Here is an 18,526-nt window from a genome sequence, read left to right on the forward strand (position 1 = left end):
CGCTCCCCCGGCCTCGCCCGGGCGCGCCGCGGGGCGGCCCCCCGCGCGCCGGCTCCGGCTCGCTCCCGCGCCGGCCGCCTCCCGGTGCGGGCCCCCCCCCACTTCTCGTCACCGGACCCGGTCGTCGTCCGGTCGCCAGATATTCCAGCCGAGACCGGGCCCGCGAACCATCTGCCGGACGGCATCCTCGTAGTGCTTCTTCGCTTCGCAGTCGTCCACACACGCCCGGTGCCGATCGAGGCCGCTCTTCGCTTCGGCGAGGGTGGCGGGACGCCGATGCGGCGCGCGGTGCCGGTTACGGGTCGCACGTGCCACAACCGGGCTCCATTCGACTCGCTGGGAACTGAATGACCTTCGCGGACTCGAGCTTCTCCGCATCGATCCTGATGATCTGCCCCGCCGCCATCTTCCGCTCACACATCGCGGTAACGCAGTCCTGATGCAGAACAAGCGATTCCATTGCCTCGCTGGACGTCATCGGGGGCTCCCGGTCCCCAACGTCGCAGCTTTCCAACCGTTCGTACCTGTCCACGCCGCATTCACCTCCTGACGCACGCTCATTGTTTTCCGCTGACGGCGATGGCGGCCACCATTCCTTGTTTCAAACCGACCGGAATTTCTAATGTCCTCGACGAGGCAGGCGATGGAGACCATTGACCCGACCACGGTCAAGAGCGTCAAAGCCCAAGCATCCCAAGGCATTACGACTCCTAGTTGCTTTTGGGTGAATTCTCCTGCGGCGGTTTCTGTCTCGTCGTCGTCAGGAGCTATCTGTAAGTAGACACCTAGTTTTGCGCGTTTGGAACGCGCACAATAGCTACGCCACGAAGAATGGTGGAAGCCCAAATTGTGCAGGCCCAAAAAGTGCCAACCCGAATAGCGAGGCTAACGAAATGAACGGAGCTACGGTCTCCCGCAGGGCATTCGGCAGATTCCTTCGTCAGATTCGTGAAGGGGCTGGAAAGACCGCACTGGCGGCGGGTCTGGAGATCGAAGTGTCGCGGCAGACCTTGCTGCGGATGGAGGACGGCCTAGCGACCAAGATCGCCACATCCCAGCTCAGAGACCTTCTGGCGTTCTATGGCGCGACGGAAGAGATTCGGGCGGAGGCTCTCTCGCTCTGGGACGAGGTCAGGGAACAGGCGAAGGCGGCGCAGCTGCAGGGCAATTCGAAGGGGTTCTGGCGACCGTATGCCGACCAGTACGAGGCCCACTTTCCGCACTACCTGCGGCTCGAGACATCGGCGCGGCGAATAACGGCGCACCAAATGATCCTGGTGCCGGGACTTCTGCAAACATCCGACTACCGCAGGGGGGTGATCCGGATCGACGGACCAGACCTGTCGGCTGTCGATCTGGAACGCCGAATCGAGCTCACCGCCCGGCGTCAAGCCAGGATCGACCAGGACGAATTCCAGCTCAATGTCCTACTGTCGGAGGCGGTTCTACGCCATCGGCCTGCCGGCGCGCCTGCCATGTCGGCGCAGCTGAGCTGGTTGGCCGAGGTGGGGCAACGCCCGAACATCAGCATACGGGTCGTCACGTTCGAGTCCGGCGCACATCGAGGACTGACTGCGCAATCGTTCACGATGCTTGAATTCCCGAAGCTGCAGAACGGTTTTGTGGATCCGCCGGTCGTCTATGTAGAGGGTGCTCACGGCTTGGGCGGGGTCTATCACGAGCGCGACGATGTGGTCCGCAACTATGACAGGACCATTTTGGCCCTTCGAGAGGTAGCGTTGACTGAGCACGAGACCAGGGATCTGGTGATGCGGTACGCGAAGGAGTATGCGGCGTGAGGGGACCAGCAGTCGGCGCGTGGTACAAGTCGAGCAGGTCGGAACATGGGTCGGCCTGTGTGGAGGTTCGGCACGACCCAGCTGTCACGCTGGTCCGCGACACGAAGGACAACGGCCGGGGTCCGATCCTGCAGTTCCCGGCCGACATGTGGGAGAACTTCATCGACAGCGGTATCTGGCAGCGCTGACGAACTGACCACACGACGAAAGCCCCTGGCCGGGTGCTCGATCCAGTCGGCGGCTTTCGTCCGGGCGCGGATCCGAGGCCAACGCGCCCAAATCATTTCAGCGTCACGAACGCACCGAGATGCCGAGTTCGGGTCGGCCGGTGCAATCGCGCACGATCCGGAGCTGAACAGCAGTTTCCCGCCAATTCCTCAGTCGTAGTGCGCGTTCAGACCGGTTCGGCCGGCCGCTCGAGATGACCGATGGCAGGGGCGGGCGGCCGACGATCTGCAGGCCCACGTCGGTGCCCACTGCCAGCGTGAGGCTGAGAGTGATTGCCAGGGCCAATTGCGGTCCGCCGCTTGCGAAACGCCCCTCACTGAGAGCGAGCAGCCCGAGATAGAGCGAGCGGCCGGGGAGCAGGGGAGCGAGGGCGGGCACCAGCAGCGGCAAGGTGCTGCTGCCCAATACGCGGGCTCCGAGTCCGCCGAAGATCCCGATCAGTATGGCCGCCACGGCCGTCGCGGCCACGGGGGCCAGGTGCGCGACGACGAGGAGATGATAGGTCGTGAAGCATGCCAGGCCCGTGGCCGTGGCCGCTGCTACCGCTCGCGGGGGAACCTCGTGAATGACAGCGAAGGCGGCGGTCAGCGCCCCGGCTGTCAGCACGAGTGCCCAGCCGGCAGTGGGAGCTTGGCCGAAGATGGTGTCCTGCACGGTCGGTCCGGTCCCGGCCAGGCGGCCGATGTACAGGGTCGCGGTCACCCCGCAGACGATGGCGGTCAGCAGGAAGAACGCCTCGAGTAGGCGTGCGCCGGCGGTCAGGAAGTAGCCGGCCAAGCCGTCGTTGATTGCCAGCACGAGCGGGCGGCCGGGGAATTGTGCGAAGAGCGCGCCGGTGATCATGGCGCCCGCCTGAGACCGGTCGGTCACTGTGCTTGCGGCGACACCGATTCCGGCTGCCGCTACGGCCGCGGCGCCGAGCTGGTAGAACGGTGCAGCCCCGGTCCGGGCTACCGCCGCCGCGGCGCGCTCGCCGACCAGGCCGCCGGCGAGCGCGCCGAGGAGCACCCACCAGCCGCCGCCCACCATGACCGCCGCGAAAGCCGAGACCAGTGCGGTCGCCACCGACAGCACCCATTGCGGGTAAGGGCCGGGCCCGCATTCGATCGCGGCCAGCTGCTCCGCTGCCGCGCTCGGTGGCAGACCGTCGGCAATACGCGCGGTGAGACGCTCGACCTTGTCTACACGGGTGTAGTGCGAGCCGCGATCCAGCACCGATCGATCCGCCGCCAGCGGCGCCACGTCCACCGATGGCTGGTACGACAGGCTGATCATGGAGAAGGTGACGTTCGGGACGCTGCCGTTCAAGCGGTATGCGCTGGTGACCGCGCGCATCGCGGCCTCGACTTCCCGGCAACTCGCCCCACCACCCAACAGTGCGGTCCCGATGCGCAGCGCCAAGTCGAGCACCCGCGGAGGGGAGGGGGCTGCGGCACGGGGTTGCCACATCCGTCCCCTCCGCACGCGCGCCGCCACCCGCGGCGACGACCGCGCTGCTCCCGAATCTGTACCGCGCAGCTGCTCTCTGTTCCGTGTGTTCACGGTCCTACCGGCTTGTGCGACAACTCAAATCACGGTCCCGGCCTTGATGACATGGCGCAGGGTCTGCTCAGGCCGGGTGAGCACGCGGATATCGTCGAGCGGATCGCCGTCGACGACGAGCAGGTCGGCGTGGGCTCCGACATCGAGGGTGCCGATGTCGCCTTCCATCCGCAGCAGCCGGGCAGCGGTGGTGGTGGCGGCGCGGAGAATGTCGGCCGCCGGCTGAATTTCGGCGCGCAGGGCGAATTCCTGCAGCTGTGCGCTGTGCAGCGGGCCGAGCAGATCGGTGCCGAAGACCAGGTTGACCCCTGCGGTGTGGGCCCGTTCGAGCGCGGACATGGCCGCTGCGTGGACATCGGCGATCTTCTTGTACGACTGTTCGGGCATTCCGGCGGCCTTGCCGAACTGGGCCATCTGGTCGTAGGTCACCAGGGTGGGGACCAGGAAGGCGTCGTGTTCGAGCAGCAGGCCGATGGTTTCGTCGTCGATGAGGTTTCCGTGTTCCACGCTACGCACGCCCGCCCGCAGCGCCCGGTTGACGCCGCGCGGGTGGTAGGCGTGCGCGGTGACATAGCGATTGTGTTGCTCGGCCTCGGTGACCGCCGCGCGGATCTCCTCATCGGTGTACTGGACCGCCGATATCTCGTCGTGCGGTGAGGCGACGCCGCCGCTGATCAGTATCTTCAGATGCGAAGCGCCCTTGCGGAATTCGTCACGCGCGGCGGCGCGCACCTCGTCGGCACCGTCGGCGATGCGGGCGAAGGCCGGACGACTCTGGCAACAGGGCATCGCGTCGTCACCCAGCGGGCGGATGTCCCCGTGACCACCCGTCTGTGACAGCGCCTTCCCGCCGTAGATCAAACGCGGACCCGCGGCGAGCCCTTCCTCGATGGCCCGGGCCATCCCGTAGTCGGCGCCGCCGACGTCGCGGACGGTGGTGAATCCGCGTCGGAGCATGCGCTCGGCTTCCTTCAAGGCCCGGACAGTGGCGTACCCGGGGGTCCAGCCGGCCGCTTCCTTCGGGTCGAAGGTGGTCAACAGCAGATGCACGTGTGCGTCGATCAGACCCGGCAGCACTGTCGCCCCGGCGACGTCGAGCACCGGCACGTCCTCGGACACTGTCGGCGGGCGACCGGTGCCATGGCCCGCGATGCGCCCGTCGGCGACCTCCAGCCATGAAACATCGCTCAGCTCACCGTTTTCGGGATGCAGCAGATGAGCGTTCGTGATCAACAGGCGATCGGGATTGGGGGCACTCATGCTCGGTTTCCTTCCGGTAATAGCCAAGTTGAATGCAACAATAGATGCACAGAGTCGATGTGTGCAATGATTGTTCCATGCAGTTCACATCACTGTCGCTACGCACCTCGCCCGGCCGTCGTGACGAGCTGGTCGAGCGCTATCGCTCGCTGGGCATCCTCGAAGCCTCGGGCGCGCTCGCGGCGCAGGTTCTGATTCCCGCGGACGAGCCGGACGCCATCGTCGTCACCGCCCTGTGGGCCGACGCCGATGCCTGTGCGGCCTGGCAGAATTCACCCCAGCGCCAGGAGTTCGCCCTGGCCTTGATGCCCTTCTTCGACTCTGCCGATGCCATCAGCAGCCGCGGCTTCCATGTCGCTCATCACACGGCGCAGTGACAAGGGCACCTACCCCCGCGAGGAGACGACACGTGAGCATCGAGGCATGGCTGGCAGCACGCACCACACGTGACACGCTCGGTCCCCAAGCCGAACGCGTTGCGCAGGTGCTCGTCCGGGCGCCACACTTCGCCAGCTACTCCTCCGCACGCGAGATCGCCGAACGCGCCGGCGTCAATGTCTCCACGGTGGTCCGCACCGCGCAGCAACTCGGCTTCGAAGGCTGGCCCCAGCTCCGCGAGGAACTCCGCGCCCTCTACCTCGCCTCTGTCTCCTCCGGTGACATCTCCCTCGGCCCCGCGGCCGCCGACCCCGCAGCCCAGATGCTGCGGCAGGATGCGAACAACGTTGTCGCACTTGCCACCTCGGACAACCTCGCCGCCATCCGCGCCACCGCCCGGGCCATCAAGGCGGCCCGCCGCACGCTCATCATCAGCTCCGGCAGCGGAGCCGGTCCCGCCCACATCCTCGGCTACCTCGGTGCCATCGCCGGGCACGACATCCGGCTTTCCCTCGGCTCCTCCACCACGCAGGCCGTCGACGTCGCTCGCCTCGAAAGGGGCGACTGCCTCATCACCATCAACATCTGGCGTCTGACCCGAACCCTGCGTGGCCTGACCCGGCTCGCCCGCGACCGTGGCGCCACCGTCAGCGTTCTCACCGACCTCCGCACCTCCCCCCTCGCCGGGGACGCCGACCACCTCATCCTCACCCCCATCGAGGCCACCCACGCCGGACCATCCCTCACCGGCGTAGTCGCCGCAATCCAGGCCATTCTCGGCGAACTCGCCGACGACGACGCGATCCGCGCCTCGGGCCAGATCCAGCAAATGTGGCAAGACCTCGATCTCATGGACGACCAACCCTGAACCCGCTCACGGCATCTGGATCCGCTGACGGACCGGCGGAGAGCACGCATCGAGTCCTTGTCTCGCTGCCGGAGATGACTATTTTCCGCTGTTGATCATCTGAGTAGGATTCGATTCATAGCGATCACGCATGAAATATCTCGTAGACGGCGTCCTCGGACATGCACAGACCGGGCTTGCTCAGATTTTGCTCGCCGAAGCGGGATTCACAGCGACACCGTCGACCGCGCCGCAACCCCGGATGGTCACGACGACGTAGTCGTTACTCGAACGAGACGTGCGAGGTGACGAAATCGATCAGGCACAACAGTCGGTTCACCGAGTCCGGGAAAGGCAATGATGATGACCAACGAGACTTACCGAAGTGCCACACGTCAGCTGTTCACTGCGTTCGTGCTGGCGGGGGTGGCGATGGCAGTTCCCGCGACGGCGGCGGTTCCGGCCCTGGCCGCGGCGAGTGCAGCGCCCGGCGTGGTGCAGGTCGATCGGACCTGGGGGTGGGTTGGCAATGCCGCCGAGCCGGTTCCGCCTCCGCCTGTCCCGCCCCATGGCTGCGACACCGGAAACTGCGGTGAAAACGGCGGGGGCGACAACACCTGCACCGACCCCAGCCAGACCGGGAACGGCTGCAGCGACCACGGCGACACCGGCGGGACCGGAGGTGGACCAGCGGCCGCCGACGCCCGCGGAATCCACTCCACCATGATCACGTCCCAAGAGATCGAGAGGTAGCGTCGGCGTCAGCAGCCGCTCAACGGGAAAACGGGATTCGGGTCAGGTCGGTCGTGGTTTCGAGGAGCGCGTGCGAGTCCTCGGTCAGCCACTCCGGGAGCAGGACGGTGAAGGCCACGACGTCCACAAGCGCCATATGGACGTCGACTGCCGCCTGGTCGGCGTAGCGCTCCCGGATGAGATAACGGCCAGGTTGGGCCGGATCGCGCCAGAATCCGTAGTCGAGCACACCGAGACGGCCCGCCGAGCCGGAACCGGGGAACTCGGCCGCCTGCGCATCGGATACAGCCCCAGCGCGGGTTCGGAAACCGCTCCGGCCTTGGTGGACAAGCTCATTGCGAGCTGCCCGGGTCTGGATATCGGTGCGACGCCGATGGCGACCCCCGAAATCCCGGCGGCCGTCGCCGCCGGCCGGATCGACGCCGGGATCACTCGCGGTGAACAGCCGGGGCATGGCGTGCGCCGGTTTCTCTTGCGACGTGAGCGGATCGGGGTCCAACTGGCCACAGACCATCCGCTCGCTGCCGAGGCAGAGATCGAGATCGACGCGGCCGCAACATATCCCGTCCGAATCCACGATCGCGCCGCCAACCCGGCCGTCCACGACCAACTGAAGGCGCTGCTACGCACCGGCAGCCGAGAACCTCGATTCCACACGCCGGCACTCTCCTAGAGCTGCTCGAACGCTGCCCCCAGTTTTGGGGGCCGCCAGTGTTGCTAACGGTATCCGGGGATCATCCGACGAATGGACTGTGAGTCCGAAAAAGCGCAAGGTTCAACAGTTCTCGGCGCGGATCGGTGTCCTTGCGGCAGTTGCGATCGCGACGCTGGTCGGGGCCGGGAGACCCGCCGCTGTTACGTCATCAATGCAACGGACGGCGTGATCGTCGGCAAGGGCACTGCGACTCTCACCCTCGGCCGGCGGCAGACCGTCCGGCCGCACCGATTTCGACCCTGACAGGAGATCGATACACCATGACGCGAATTCCGAACTCGCCCAAGATGAAACGCATCGTCGCGGGTGCTGCCGCACTCGGCGTCGTCGCAAGCGTGACCGCACTGACCGCGCCGTCGGCCTCGGCGACCGTCACCAGCATCGCGATCGCGCCCGCCTTCACCCTCGGCACCCACACGTATGGAACGACCTGCTCGTACACCGTCACCGTCGCGGTGGACGACAACAGTCAGACCGTCTACTTCTTCGAGGAAGGTCAGGGCCCCAGCGGATTCGCCGAGGCAAAGCCCTCCAACGGCGTAGCAAAGGCGACCTGGACCCCGTCCTCGACGAAAATCACCTACATCTACGCCATCCAGCCGAACGCGACAGCTCAAATCAGACAGCCCGTCGACGTCGGCACCGGCATCAACCTCGGATCCGCCTGCGTAGCAATCTAATCCGCCACCACCCGACCTCTTCTCGCCCCACCCCACGCTCAGAGGAGTTTCAAATGCTCGCACGCCGCGGAATCTCCGCCGCCCTCCTGATCGGCGCCGCAACCCTGTCCGCCGCCGGCACCGCCACAGCCAACCCCCTCCCGCTCGAATCGCCCTCTCCGGCAACAACCGAACCCGTCGCCGGCGGCCTGTGCAACGCCGACCCCCTTCTCGCCCTGTGGTGCTTGATCGCCAGCCCCTCGGCCTAACCGTCGTCTGCCCGCAGCGGTGGCGGGTCGCCGAGGGCGACCTCGCCTGCACGCCGACGGCTAGCTCAGTGTCTTCAGTGCTGCCGCGTCGTACGGCTTCAGCTCGTCGATCCGCCCCGCCAGGACCTTGGACGCCCACTCCGGGTCCTGGAGCAAGGCTCGGCCGACGGCGACCAGATCGAATTCGTCACGCTCCAGCCGATCGAGGAGGTTGTCGAGGCTGCCGAGTTCGGCGCCCTCGCCGGTGAACGCACGCAGGAAGTCGCCGTCGAGGCCGACCGAACCGACGGTGATGGCGGGCTTGCCGGTGAGCTTCTTGGTCCAGCCGGCCAGGTTCAGGTCCGAGCCCTCGAATTCCGGGAGCCAGTAGCGGCGGGTGGAGGCATGGAAGGCATCTACCCCGGCCGCGGCGAGCGGGGCCAGGATCGCTTCCAGCTGCTGCGGGGTCTCGACGAGCCGCGCGTCGTAGGCTTCCTGCTTCCACTGCGAGTAGCGGAAGATCACCGGGAATCCGGGTGAGACGACCGCCCGGATCGCCGCCACGATCTCGGCCGCGAACTTCGTCCGGGCCACGGAATCGCCACCGTAGGCGTCGGTTCGGCGGTTCGTCCGTTCCCACAGGAACTGGTCGAGGAGATAGCCGTGGGCGCCGTGCACTTCGACGCCGTCGAAGCCGATGCGCTCGGCGGCCGCAGCGGCATCCGCGAAGGCACCGATGACGTCGTCCAGGTCACGCTGGGTCATCGCCTTGCCGGTGCCCTCGGTGCCGTCGACGCGAATACCGGAGGGGCCGACGGCGGGGGCATCGGCGTAGGGCTCCTCGCCGTGCTTGCGGACCATGCCGATGTGCCACAGCTGCGGCACGATCGTGCCGCCTGCGGCGTGCACGTCCGCAGCCACCTTCGCCCACCCCGCCAACTGCTCTTCGCCGTGGAATCGCGGCACCCGATCGCTCTGCCCGGCCGAATCGTGGCCGACGTACGTCCCCTCGGTGACGATCAGCCCTACGCCGGCGGCAGCGCGGCGGGCGTAGTAGGCGCGCACGTCCTCTCCGGGAACGCCGCCGGGGGAGAACATGCGCGTCATCGGCGCCATCACGATGCGGTTCGGAACGGTCAGTCCGTTCAGCATGACGGGCCTTGACAGAACCTGAGCCGTGCGGGCGGCGTCGGACGCGATGACGGTCACTGGACACTCCTCGTGGTTACTTGCCAACCTAGATGGTTGAGAACTTCAAGCAATATGGCACACGCTAGTGGTGAATATTTGAGGTAGTCAAGTTTCTGTGGATAGGCTGGTTCGTATGGCAGAAGCTCCCCGCGTCGACACCGCTCAGCTCATGGAGCTGCTCTCGGTGTCGCTCGGCGCCTACTACGGAGACTTCACACTCGCGGCGGCGAGCGAGAACCTCACAGCGATTCAGGGCAAGGCACTGACCGTGCTGCGCCGAGGCCCGATTGCGATGCGCGCCTTGGCCGGCATCATGGCCTGCGACGCCTCGAACGTAACAGGGATCATCGACCGGCTGGAGAAGCGCGGCCTCGTGCGCCGCGAGGCCAGCGCATCGGACCGGCGCGTCACGAACCTCGTCATCACGGTCGCGGGCGAGCAGGTCACCGACGCGATCCGAGCGAAGATGCACACCACTCGAGATGGCCTGAACAGACTCAGCGCCGAGGACCAGGACCGCCTGTACGCCCTACTGGAACGGGTCTTCGTCTCCCGGCTCGCCTCTCGACCGGAGTGATCATTCGCTCGAGTTCGTGCCGCAGGATCGAGGTGGACGTAGGTGGGAGACAATCGTTTTCTCGTTGAGTCTGCGCGAATTGCATTACTGGATACCGCATTTGCATCGGTACGCTTCGACTCCACGTCGGCCTGCCCGAATGGTGACCGCTACAGTCCACGATTGTGGACCAGCCTCGGGAAGTATCAGCGCCACCGGCGATCTTTCGATCCTCGTGGGTCCGTTGGGTGGAGATGTTGTCGTTGGGTCTGTTGGGGATCGCGGGCGGCTGGTTGCTACTCGTAACGACCACCACCACTGACTCGCGGTTGACGCTTCCCGTGGTCGCGCCGATCGTCCTGGGAATCCTTTCTCTTCTCGTCGGACTGGACCACATCGTCCGTCCCTCACCCGAGATGGCAGTCGACGATCGGGGCGTGACGTTCAGCCCCTTCGGCCGAATTCCGTGGGCTGCGATATCGCGCATCCATCTGATTACCGCCCATGGCAGTAAGTATCTGGCCATCGAACTGGTCGAGCCCAGCCCGACGATCACCGAAAGACGTTGGCCCAGATGGATCTACGGCCCGATAGGCAAAATCACGGTCGGCCACCCACTGACCATCTCGGAGCGCTGGTTGCGCCCGATATCGCTGGACGACGTTGCCGCGGAACTGCACAGCCGAAACCCAGGCCTGGTCATCGAAAAATCCGAGCACCGAGGCTTCCTGCGAGCCCATCCCTAGCCGCCTCGTCCCGGTCATCAGACCCATTGAGTCCGATCGCGATGGCCGCCACCGCCAATCGTCTTCACGGGCAATGTCCTAGCCGCGTAGGGCGCTGTTCAGAGCGGCCCTCCGGCACGCCCGAAGATCAACGGGCCGAGGCTATCCCAGCCTTGGCTACGCACCATCATGCCCGCGCCACGAACTGAATGGCTCAACGTTTGGCAGGGCCCGTTGGACATCATCGTCGCAGTCCTCCCCTGGACGCTGTACGTCCGCTGAGCAGTGTCGCGGTGGTGAAACCAACAGGGGGTGAACGACTTCCATTACGATCGCGATCCCGTAGCCCGTCGAGGGCAACGAGTTCTGTCTGGACTGAGTGGCCACCTACCCGCCACAACGAATGTCCGCTCCTGCCGCATACCGCGCTGACCGAAGTGGTCAACGCAAGGGGCGGAAAATAAACGGACAGAGCACCTTACGCTGTCGGCAAGGCGGTGTGAGGGCCGGTCGTCGGGCATCTCGTCGGCTTCGACAGTCCGATGCCAGCCGAGCCGGTTGCGAAGGCTGTCAACGCCTGTCACCATCGACTGTCATGATCGAAAGAATCGAGTTTTCCACCGCGCGGTGAGCGCGTTCTCCGGCTCGGCTCGGCCCAGCCCCAAAACCACGTTGTACGACCATGCTGTCGCTTTGGCTCGGCAATATCCGGACGTACCGCTGCCGGGAGACGGCAAGCCGTACCCGAACGCCGACGAACGAGACGTTTCCCAGCTCAGCGACGAAAGATCCGACAGCGACTGCACCCGCACGAGTCAGCTCATCGACGACTACTTCGCCACCCCGACCCAGCACCGCGACATTGCACAGCTGCATCGGACGGTCAGCGAGTACAACGTTCCGATCCACCGCAGCCCAGCGATTGTCGAGGCGATCGGACGCGCGGACCCGGACCAGGTTCGCCAGCTCGGTCGGCATCTAGCCCGCACCAGTACCGACCCGGAGCCGACAGTGCTCGGCATGGCGATACTCGCCGAAGTCGGTACCGCAGAAGATGTTTCGTTGATCCAGACGATCGGTCTGCTGTCCAACACCTTCGGTCCACTGTCCGCCAAGGCCCTTGCCCGGCTACCCGATGCCACGACCAACCTCATCTGGCTCGCCGACCGCGCTGCTGGCTGGGGCCGCGTGTACCTCGTCGAAGCCATCTGCAGGCTCGGCGATCCCGCCGCCGAGCCGTGGCTACTCCGCAAGCCTTGCGACGGCGACTACCTCAACGGCTACTTCGCCCACAAAGTCGCCGAAGCCGCACCGGTCCATGAAGCGATAGCACAGCCGGACGCCGACGAGGAGCTCGTCGACCACACTGGGCGTCTTCTGTCCACTCTGGTGTGGAGTCAGGGCATGAGCGGCACCATTTGGGACTACGACCACGCCGAACAGGTCCTGGCCGAATACCTCTCGCACGTCACCCGGCTCGCACCGAACCTGTCTCGCGTTGGCTCGTTGTGGACCCTTGCCCGCTTTCTGGACGGTCACGCCGACTTCCCTCCACCGGACTGGGCGACATTGGAGTCGCTGCGAACCCGGTACCGGTCGCTTCTTACTGCACCGTCGTGGCGCTCCGTACTGACCGCAGCGACAAACAGCGGACGCGAACGGACAAGCGAATGGGCGTCATACGTTCTGCGCGAGCTGGATCGATGCGCCACTGACCGTGGCGAATGAGAGTGACCGACCACCGGATCCAGGTTTGACCGAGACCCATTGAAACGCACTACATTGCCGCATACCGCGCTGACCGAACCGGCCAGCGCGAGGCGACGTCGGCCGGAACCTGTTGCGGTGCAGAACGTCCGCTACTGCCGATGTGCGGATGTCGAAATGCCGGGCAGTTGTTCAGCGCCATTCGGCTTTCGGGATGACCGGACCGATCGGTGGACAACCAGCCGGATTCCACATACGGTACAGAACGTGTCGTTTCGTAATAGTCACACCACGGATCCGGTACCTGAAGTGCGTGCAGGAAGGCCCCGTGATGCGGCGCGTGAGGTCGAGATCCTCGCGTGTGTGCTGGAGCTGGTGGGTGAGGTCGGTTATGACGCGTTGACGTTCGAGGCGGTCGCGCGTCGTGCTCGGGCGTCGAAGGCGACGCTGTACCGGCGCTGGGAGACCAAGCGGGACATGGTGGTTGCCGCGGTCAAGGCCGGTCCCGCAGCCGACACTTCCGCGGACCCGGTCGATACCGGTTCCCTGCGCGGAGACCTGATTGCCTTGTGCGAACGGCTCGCCACCACGATGGATGCTGCCGACCCGACGATGAGCTTGATGCTGCTGCATGCGGGTCTGGAGGATCCCGACCTGTGTCGCCACATCGAAGAAGCGAGCGGGCCGACCGGCGCCAAGTTGCCAGCCTCGGTGATATCGGCTGCCATCACCCGGGGCGAGCTACCAGCCGGTGCTCAACCATTCCCTTTCGAGGAAATCACCGGGTCAGTGCTGCTTCTACGCAGGCTGAACGGGCTTCCCGCCGGAGCCGAGTATCTGGCACATCTGGTCGACACGATTCTTGTCCCGGCTCTGCGAGCAAGCGCGAGTGCAGAACCTCCGCTACCCGCCATTTTCTCCTGACGACACGTCCAACCGATCGACGAAAGGTGCGCGCCCATGTCGGGCACGACAATCAACGACTTCGAATACCGCCATGTCCTGGGGGCGGACAGCGTCCATCTGAATGTCGCCGTCGGCGGTGACGGCCACCCCATCGTCCTGTTGCACGGCTTTCCGCAGACTCACCTCATGTGGCGGCATGTTGCCCGTGAACTGGCAGACCGCCACCGGGTGATCGTGCCTGATCTGCGTGGCTACGGTGCGAGCGACAAACCCGAAGAGGCGACGCCGGACACCTATTCGAAGCGGACCATGGCGCTCGACATCGTCAGTGTCGTACGCGAACTCGGCTACGAACAGTTCAGCCTCATCGGCCATGACCGCGGAGCACTGGTCGGGGTCCGAGCAGCGCTCGACCACCCGGACACGATCACCCACTTGGGGATTCTGGATGTGCTGCCGACCATGGATACCTGGGGCGTGCTGCACGGTGTCGATGCCGCCGTCGCTTGGCACCTATATCTGATGGCACAACCAAAGGGCTTGCCCGAGAGGATGATCGAAGCCGTCGCCGAAGACTTCTTCAGCTCGTTCCTCGACGCCTGGGACCCCAGCGGAACCACCTTCCCACCCGAGGTCCGCCGACACTACATCGACAGCTCCACGCGCGCTGTGCCATCCATCGTCGCCGACTACCGGGCCACAGCCGGAATCGACTTGGAGATGGACCGAGCCGACCGAAAGGCAGGCGCCCAGTTGGCCATGCCTGTTGCAGTGATCTCCCAGGACTGGGGGGCACGTCTCGGATTCGACGCAGCCGCTCTCTGGCGGCAATGGGCTCCGACCGCCACCTACCAGCCGATCGACGCCGGCCACTTCATGGCCGAGGAAAAGCCAACGGGCGTAACCGCCTTCATCCTGGACCTGGTACAACGCACACCCGCATGAACCGACAAGCTCGGAGGAAGTTTCCAACTCGTCGAGTGGGCCTACCCAGCATCGATAGCTGCTGGGTGGCGAACCGGCAACGTCCTGTAATCAGCGTAAGGCGTTTTGTGTCAAGCGGTTCGGTCGGTGCCTCGGTCTGTCGTCGTCCCGGCATAGCGGTAATGGGGTTGGTTCCCTGCAGCGTGTAATCGGGTTGAGGTGACGACAGGTCGGGGCTGCCGAGGATTACAGGCGAGATCACGGGGTGTCTCGATGCCGCGTAGGGCTCGCCCCGACCGACCGCTCGACGGCCGCCGGTCAGGCGGCGGTCGAGATCGTGGATGGTTTCGGTCTGCCGTGAGTGGCGATCTCGGCGTCCCAGTGTTGGCCGGTGGTGACGACGGCATGCAGGTGCCGCAGGATGGCTGCCGCGATCGCGGCTTCGGCCTGGGTCGGGGTGAGTTTGTTGGTGTCTCTGCTGGTCAGATGTTGGTAGCGGGCCGCATAGACGGGGTTGGCGTGGCGGGCGGCGAACACGGCCCGCCAGGCGGCCAGCCGCAACGCGGGTCGGCCGTGGCCGGTGATCTTGGTGCGGCCGGTGAAAGCTCCGGATTGCTTCTCCCGCGGCGCCAGCCCAGCGTGTTTGACCACAGCGCGGGCGGTCCGAAACCTGGTGAGGTCACCGGTTTCGGCGAGGATCGCCGCGGCACCGACTGCCGAGAGTCCGGTGATCGAGGTGACCAGCGTGGTCAACCCGAGCTCGTCGAGCACTGTGACCATGCGAGCCTCGGTGTCGGCCAGCCGCTGCCGATCGAGGGTCCAATCGGCGAGCAGTAGTTGCACGCGCTCGAGCGCACCGCGTCGATGCGCGAGAACACCGGCAGAATCCTTCAGGGCCGCAAACAGATTCCGCACTATCCGCAGACAGGGCCGCTGCCCGCCGTCGCGGACGACACCCGCGCGCACGGCTTGCTCGAGCCGCGCGAGCCCCAAACGCCGCGTCCGGGTCAGATCACCTCGGTCACGCTCACAGATCACTCGCATCGCCGCCACCCAGGAACGGGAGCGAAACGGTTGCCGCGCGGTCTCGAGCGCGGCCGGCCACACGCATTCCAGCAATGCCCGCATCTGCTGGACCTGGGCCACCATCGCGACGATCAGATGTTCGCGTCGCGCGCCCAGATGCCGCAGCCTGCCCCAGGTTTCGTCGACCGGCTCGGGCACATAACACCGCAGCCCGGCGGTGAGCCGGGCGATCAGCACCGCGTCCTTCTCATCGGTCTTGTCGCTGGTGAGGTCCTCGGCGCGGCGCGACCACGCGGTCATCGCCGGTTGCACACACACGAAGGCCATGCCCCGGTCTGCGGCCAACTGCCCCAGCACCCGCCACCGATGCCCGGTCGGTTCACACGCCACCGTCACACCCGCGAAACCAGCCCTGACAGCGTGCTCGGCCGCCCAGTCCAGGCCAGCACCAAGATCCCAGGCACGACACCGCAACGTTCTGCGCGCCAGCACTTTCGAGTCATGATCAACGACCACCACCATCTGTTTGCGTTCGGCCAGATCGATCCCGACTATCGCGTTGCTCACCGGGACCAACCCCCGCAGCCTCACCAAACGCGCGTTCCGGTTGCGATCACCCCGGGACACGCCACGACCGTTACCCATGGAACGTCCTCCTACCGCGATGGGACACCAAGCCCGACAAGCGCATCAGGAGGACGTTCCCCACGTCCAGACACCCGACACACAGAACGTCTTTCTATGCCGCATACCGCGCTGACCGAGCCGGCCAACGCGAGGCGCCGGCAGCCGGAACCCGGTGCGGTGCAGACCGTCCGCAACTGCTGCTGGTCGCGCTGACCGGACCGGGAGCCTCAGCCCGCCTGCCGTCACTATTCGCCCGATGGCGGATACGTTATCGGGCGGACGGCAAAGGCTGGCGGGCATCGAACGCTCAACGTGGGTAGCCGATTTCGATCCTGTCTGGCTCCAGATCGATGAGGTCGGCATCAGGATTGAGCCCGGTCACCACTGTGGGCGTCAGTGGCAGCAGCGCGTACACGTGCTGGACGGCCGCCAGGCTCACCTCGGCCTCGTAGTAATCCTGGGCCCATTCCCGGTAGCCCTCGGGCGTACCGTCGACCAGCAGCTCGAACAACCCTCGACCGCCACGGTTGGCGGCAGACACGCCCCAGCCGGTGTCGCGAGGTTCACGCCAGAAGCACACCGTGGCAAGGGGCGAACCGTCGTGATCGGCGAACGCAGGCTCGGTGACGTAGGGACCGAAGACCGCAGGCACAGCATCGAGTACCTGTGGGGCATTGGGTGTTTCATGGTCGAACCCGCGGCCATAGACACCTACGGTGGAGAAGACGATGAACCAGTCGTCACCGGAGCCGTTACGCATCGACGCCATCTCTTCGGCATCGCCCCAGCGGCTGTTGAACGAGTAGTAGCGGGCCTCCCACTCCGGGCTGAGAACAGCATCGAGCATTGCCATCGCCCGACAGCGGTTACGAAGGATCGGAATGTCGGGAAGGCGGCGCAGCAGTTCGTTCACAGTGCCATCTAACACAGCACCACCGACATCTACCTCGACCGATCTCTCGCGGCGCCTGAACACGCACAACGTCCGCACGGCTGCGTACCGCGCTGACCGACCGGCCAGGGCAGGGGCATCGGAAGATCAACTGGCCGTTGCCATCCGAGTCCGGACGAACGCACCGTACTGCCGAGTTGAGGTTGTTCAGCTGTTGCCATGCGGACCAGGTCGGCTGACAATGTAGATCAGGGCATCGTCGACGCAGGCCCTGCCTGCCGCCCGCCGTCACGTGCCGTTGCCGATGCCGGGCGGCCACCAGGCCGCCGTTGGCATGTCCACAGCGCGAGCAGAGGGGATACGGGCCCAGTACCGTCTATCCCTGACGTTCTAGCCGGTCCAGGAACAGATCCCGATTGTGCGTCGCCAAATCCATCTGGAGCGCAAAGGATCCCGGCTGCTCGTCGTCGAGACGTTGATACAGCTGGAGGGATTCGTCGACGGCACGTAACGCGTCGGTGAGTTCCCCGGCATCGGAGATATAGCCACCGAGTTGATGCAGGGCCCCGGCCAGATAGCGGTCGTAGCGCGGTCGGCGTGGGGCAAGGCGGCGCAGGATGTGGACGAGTTCCTCGCCGAAGGGAAGCGCTTGCCCGGGTTCACCGGTCTTGTCGAGGGAGCGCGCCAATTCGTCCAGAGCAGTCAGTAGAATGGGGCCGAACCGATGCGGAGCGCGGGACAGCTGCCCTCGGCACAGGGCGAGTGCTTGCCGTGCGTCGTCCACCGCCTCCCGCTCCCGGCCCGAGCACCGCAGCACATGCGCGCGCAGGCTCAGCGCCGCAGCGAATTCAACCTCGGCGGTCGTGCGCCGAACGATCGCCGCGCGGCGGCAGATTCGCAGCACCTCCTCGACGTCGATCAGGGCTTCGTCGTACCGACCTGCTCTGGCCAGGGCCGACGCCCGTAACCGTAGCGCGCAGGCCAGGTCCGCACCGAGGCGTGGTAGAACCGAAGCCGGTGGCCGCAGTATCGTGACGAGCGTGGTCATGGCTTCGGGTTCCCGCACCGACTACTGGGTAATGTCGGCGACACGATGTGCCATATGGACCACCTCAATAACTAGCCACGATATCTGTTCTGAGCGTATGGCAGCCGGTCACGACGGACACCGCCGCGACCGCGGCTGCCTCGGCAGAAGGCCACCGGTTTTCGGCCACGACATGAATCGGACGATACGGCCTGTACCCGCTGTTGTGAATGCCCGTTTCCATCGAACGACTTTCCATCAGTGTAAGTCGTTCTACAGCAAGCGGTTCTAGCGTCTTCCACTGGCTTCAGTCGACACGAGTGCGCTCTCATGCCGCATACCGCGCTGACCGAACCGGCCAGCGCGGGGCATCGGAAGATCAACGGGCAGAGAGCCGTACGGCCGCCGGCGGCGCACGCACATGCCGATGACCGAGCGGCTTGCCGCCCGGGAAATCAGCCCAGCTACCGGTCTGCCACTCGATGGATCTGGCAGCGGATATGCTTTTCGGGCGTC

The 18,526-nt window shown here is 65.6% G+C and carries 20 protein-coding genes; 13 read left to right on the plus strand and 7 right to left on the minus strand.

The window, feature by feature from the left end:
* Window positions 1–108 precede the first annotated feature (108 nt).
* On the minus strand, window positions 109–315 hold the full coding sequence (locus ACFXIV_RS46795; protein WP_379404761.1) for a hypothetical protein: 207 nt from the start codon (window positions 313–315) through the stop codon (window positions 109–111).
* A gap of 578 nt (window positions 316–893) precedes the next feature.
* Between ACFXIV_RS46795 and ACFXIV_RS46800 the strand changes: the two genes are divergently transcribed.
* Both ACFXIV_RS46800 and ACFXIV_RS46805 read left to right on the plus strand, forming a co-directional pair.
* The gene (locus tag ACFXIV_RS46800; RefSeq protein WP_379404762.1) at window positions 894–1,799 is read left to right on the plus strand and encodes a helix-turn-helix domain-containing protein; all 906 of its coding nucleotides are present in this window, start codon (window positions 894–896) and stop codon (window positions 1,797–1,799) included.
* Window positions 1,796–1,987, plus strand: coding sequence for a DUF397 domain-containing protein (locus ACFXIV_RS46805; protein ID WP_379404764.1), 192 nt, complete (start codon window positions 1,796–1,798; stop codon window positions 1,985–1,987). Before ACFXIV_RS46800 ends, ACFXIV_RS46805 begins: the two co-directional genes overlap by 4 nt.
* Before the next feature lie 103 nt (window positions 1,988–2,090).
* Here the strand turns inward: ACFXIV_RS46805 and ACFXIV_RS46810 are convergent, their stop codons facing one another.
* Entirely contained in the window at window positions 2,091–3,437 is a 1,347-nt protein-coding gene (locus tag ACFXIV_RS46810) for a threonine/serine exporter ThrE family protein (RefSeq protein ID WP_379404765.1), read from the minus strand.
* A 156-nt stretch (window positions 3,438–3,593) separates the two neighbouring features.
* Entirely contained in the window at window positions 3,594–4,829 is a 1,236-nt protein-coding gene (locus ACFXIV_RS46815) for an amidohydrolase family protein (protein ID WP_379404766.1), read from the minus strand.
* Between the two features lie 77 nt (window positions 4,830–4,906).
* On the opposite strand from ACFXIV_RS46815, the gene ACFXIV_RS46820 reads away from it, so the two are divergent.
* The 6 genes from ACFXIV_RS46820 (at window position 4,907) to ACFXIV_RS46845 (ending at window position 8,450) form a co-directional block, all read left to right on the plus strand.
* Window positions 4,907–5,206, plus strand: a complete 300-nt coding sequence (locus tag ACFXIV_RS46820; protein ID WP_379404768.1) for an antibiotic biosynthesis monooxygenase — start codon at window positions 4,907–4,909, stop codon at window positions 5,204–5,206.
* A 32-nt stretch (window positions 5,207–5,238) separates the two neighbouring features.
* The gene (locus tag ACFXIV_RS46825; protein ID WP_379404770.1) at window positions 5,239–6,075 is read left to right on the plus strand and encodes a MurR/RpiR family transcriptional regulator; all 837 of its coding nucleotides are present in this window, start codon (window positions 5,239–5,241) and stop codon (window positions 6,073–6,075) included.
* Between the two features lie 342 nt (window positions 6,076–6,417).
* Window positions 6,418–6,807 carry a hypothetical protein gene (locus tag ACFXIV_RS46830; protein WP_379404771.1) on the plus strand — a complete coding sequence of 130 codons (390 nt, stop codon included), beginning with the start codon at window positions 6,418–6,420 and terminating at the stop codon, window positions 6,805–6,807.
* A gap of 136 nt (window positions 6,808–6,943) precedes the next feature.
* Entirely contained in the window at window positions 6,944–7,480 is a 537-nt protein-coding gene (locus ACFXIV_RS46835) for a LysR substrate-binding domain-containing protein (protein ID WP_379404793.1), read from the plus strand.
* A gap of 302 nt (window positions 7,481–7,782) precedes the next feature.
* Entirely contained in the window at window positions 7,783–8,202 is a 420-nt protein-coding gene (locus tag ACFXIV_RS46840; RefSeq protein WP_379404773.1) for a hypothetical protein, read from the plus strand.
* A gap of 53 nt (window positions 8,203–8,255) precedes the next feature.
* Window positions 8,256–8,450: a hypothetical protein gene (locus ACFXIV_RS46845; protein WP_364625851.1), complete on the plus strand. Its 195-nt coding sequence runs from the start codon at window positions 8,256–8,258 to the stop codon at window positions 8,448–8,450.
* A 60-nt stretch (window positions 8,451–8,510) separates the two neighbouring features.
* Here the strand turns inward: ACFXIV_RS46845 and ACFXIV_RS46850 are convergent, their stop codons facing one another.
* A complete protein-coding gene (locus ACFXIV_RS46850) occupies window positions 8,511–9,638 on the minus strand; it encodes an NADH:flavin oxidoreductase (protein ID WP_379404776.1) in 1,128 nt (375 codons plus the stop codon).
* A 115-nt stretch (window positions 9,639–9,753) separates the two neighbouring features.
* Between ACFXIV_RS46850 and ACFXIV_RS46855 the strand changes: the two genes are divergently transcribed.
* From ACFXIV_RS46855 to ACFXIV_RS46875, 5 genes are all read left to right on the plus strand, one after another.
* Entirely contained in the window at window positions 9,754–10,197 is a 444-nt protein-coding gene (locus tag ACFXIV_RS46855; RefSeq protein ID WP_379404778.1) for a MarR family winged helix-turn-helix transcriptional regulator, read from the plus strand.
* Window positions 10,198–10,424: 227 nt separating this feature from the next.
* Window positions 10,425–10,922 (plus strand): hypothetical protein, encoded by a 498-nt coding sequence (locus ACFXIV_RS46860; RefSeq protein WP_379404780.1) that lies wholly within the window; start codon window positions 10,425–10,427, stop codon window positions 10,920–10,922.
* A gap of 672 nt (window positions 10,923–11,594) precedes the next feature.
* On the plus strand, window positions 11,595–12,629 hold the full coding sequence (locus ACFXIV_RS46865; protein ID WP_379421487.1) for a hypothetical protein: 1,035 nt from the start codon (window positions 11,595–11,597) through the stop codon (window positions 12,627–12,629).
* Between the two features lie 246 nt (window positions 12,630–12,875).
* Window positions 12,876–13,532, plus strand: a complete 657-nt coding sequence (locus ACFXIV_RS46870; protein ID WP_379404784.1) for a TetR/AcrR family transcriptional regulator — start codon at window positions 12,876–12,878, stop codon at window positions 13,530–13,532.
* A 36-nt stretch (window positions 13,533–13,568) separates the two neighbouring features.
* Window positions 13,569–14,459: an alpha/beta fold hydrolase gene (locus ACFXIV_RS46875; protein WP_379404786.1), complete on the plus strand. Its 891-nt coding sequence runs from the start codon at window positions 13,569–13,571 to the stop codon at window positions 14,457–14,459.
* Between the two features lie 297 nt (window positions 14,460–14,756).
* On the opposite strand, the gene ACFXIV_RS46880 is transcribed toward ACFXIV_RS46875, so the two are convergent.
* The 3 genes from ACFXIV_RS46880 to ACFXIV_RS46890 form a co-directional block, all read right to left on the minus strand.
* A complete protein-coding gene (locus ACFXIV_RS46880; protein WP_379404788.1) occupies window positions 14,757–16,031 on the minus strand; it encodes an IS110 family transposase in 1,275 nt (424 codons plus the stop codon).
* 367 nt (window positions 16,032–16,398) lie between these two features.
* Window positions 16,399–17,004 carry a hypothetical protein gene (locus tag ACFXIV_RS46885; RefSeq protein WP_379404790.1) on the minus strand — a complete coding sequence of 202 codons (606 nt, stop codon included), beginning with the start codon at window positions 17,002–17,004 and terminating at the stop codon, window positions 16,399–16,401.
* A 355-nt stretch (window positions 17,005–17,359) separates the two neighbouring features.
* Window positions 17,360–18,049, minus strand: coding sequence for a tetratricopeptide repeat protein (locus tag ACFXIV_RS46890; RefSeq protein ID WP_379404792.1), 690 nt, complete (start codon window positions 18,047–18,049; stop codon window positions 17,360–17,362).
* Window positions 18,050–18,526 lie beyond the last annotated feature (477 nt).

It is taken from the genome of Nocardia sp. NPDC059236 (genome assembly GCF_042754085.1).
GTDB lineage: Bacteria > Actinomycetota > Actinomycetes > Mycobacteriales > Mycobacteriaceae > Nocardia.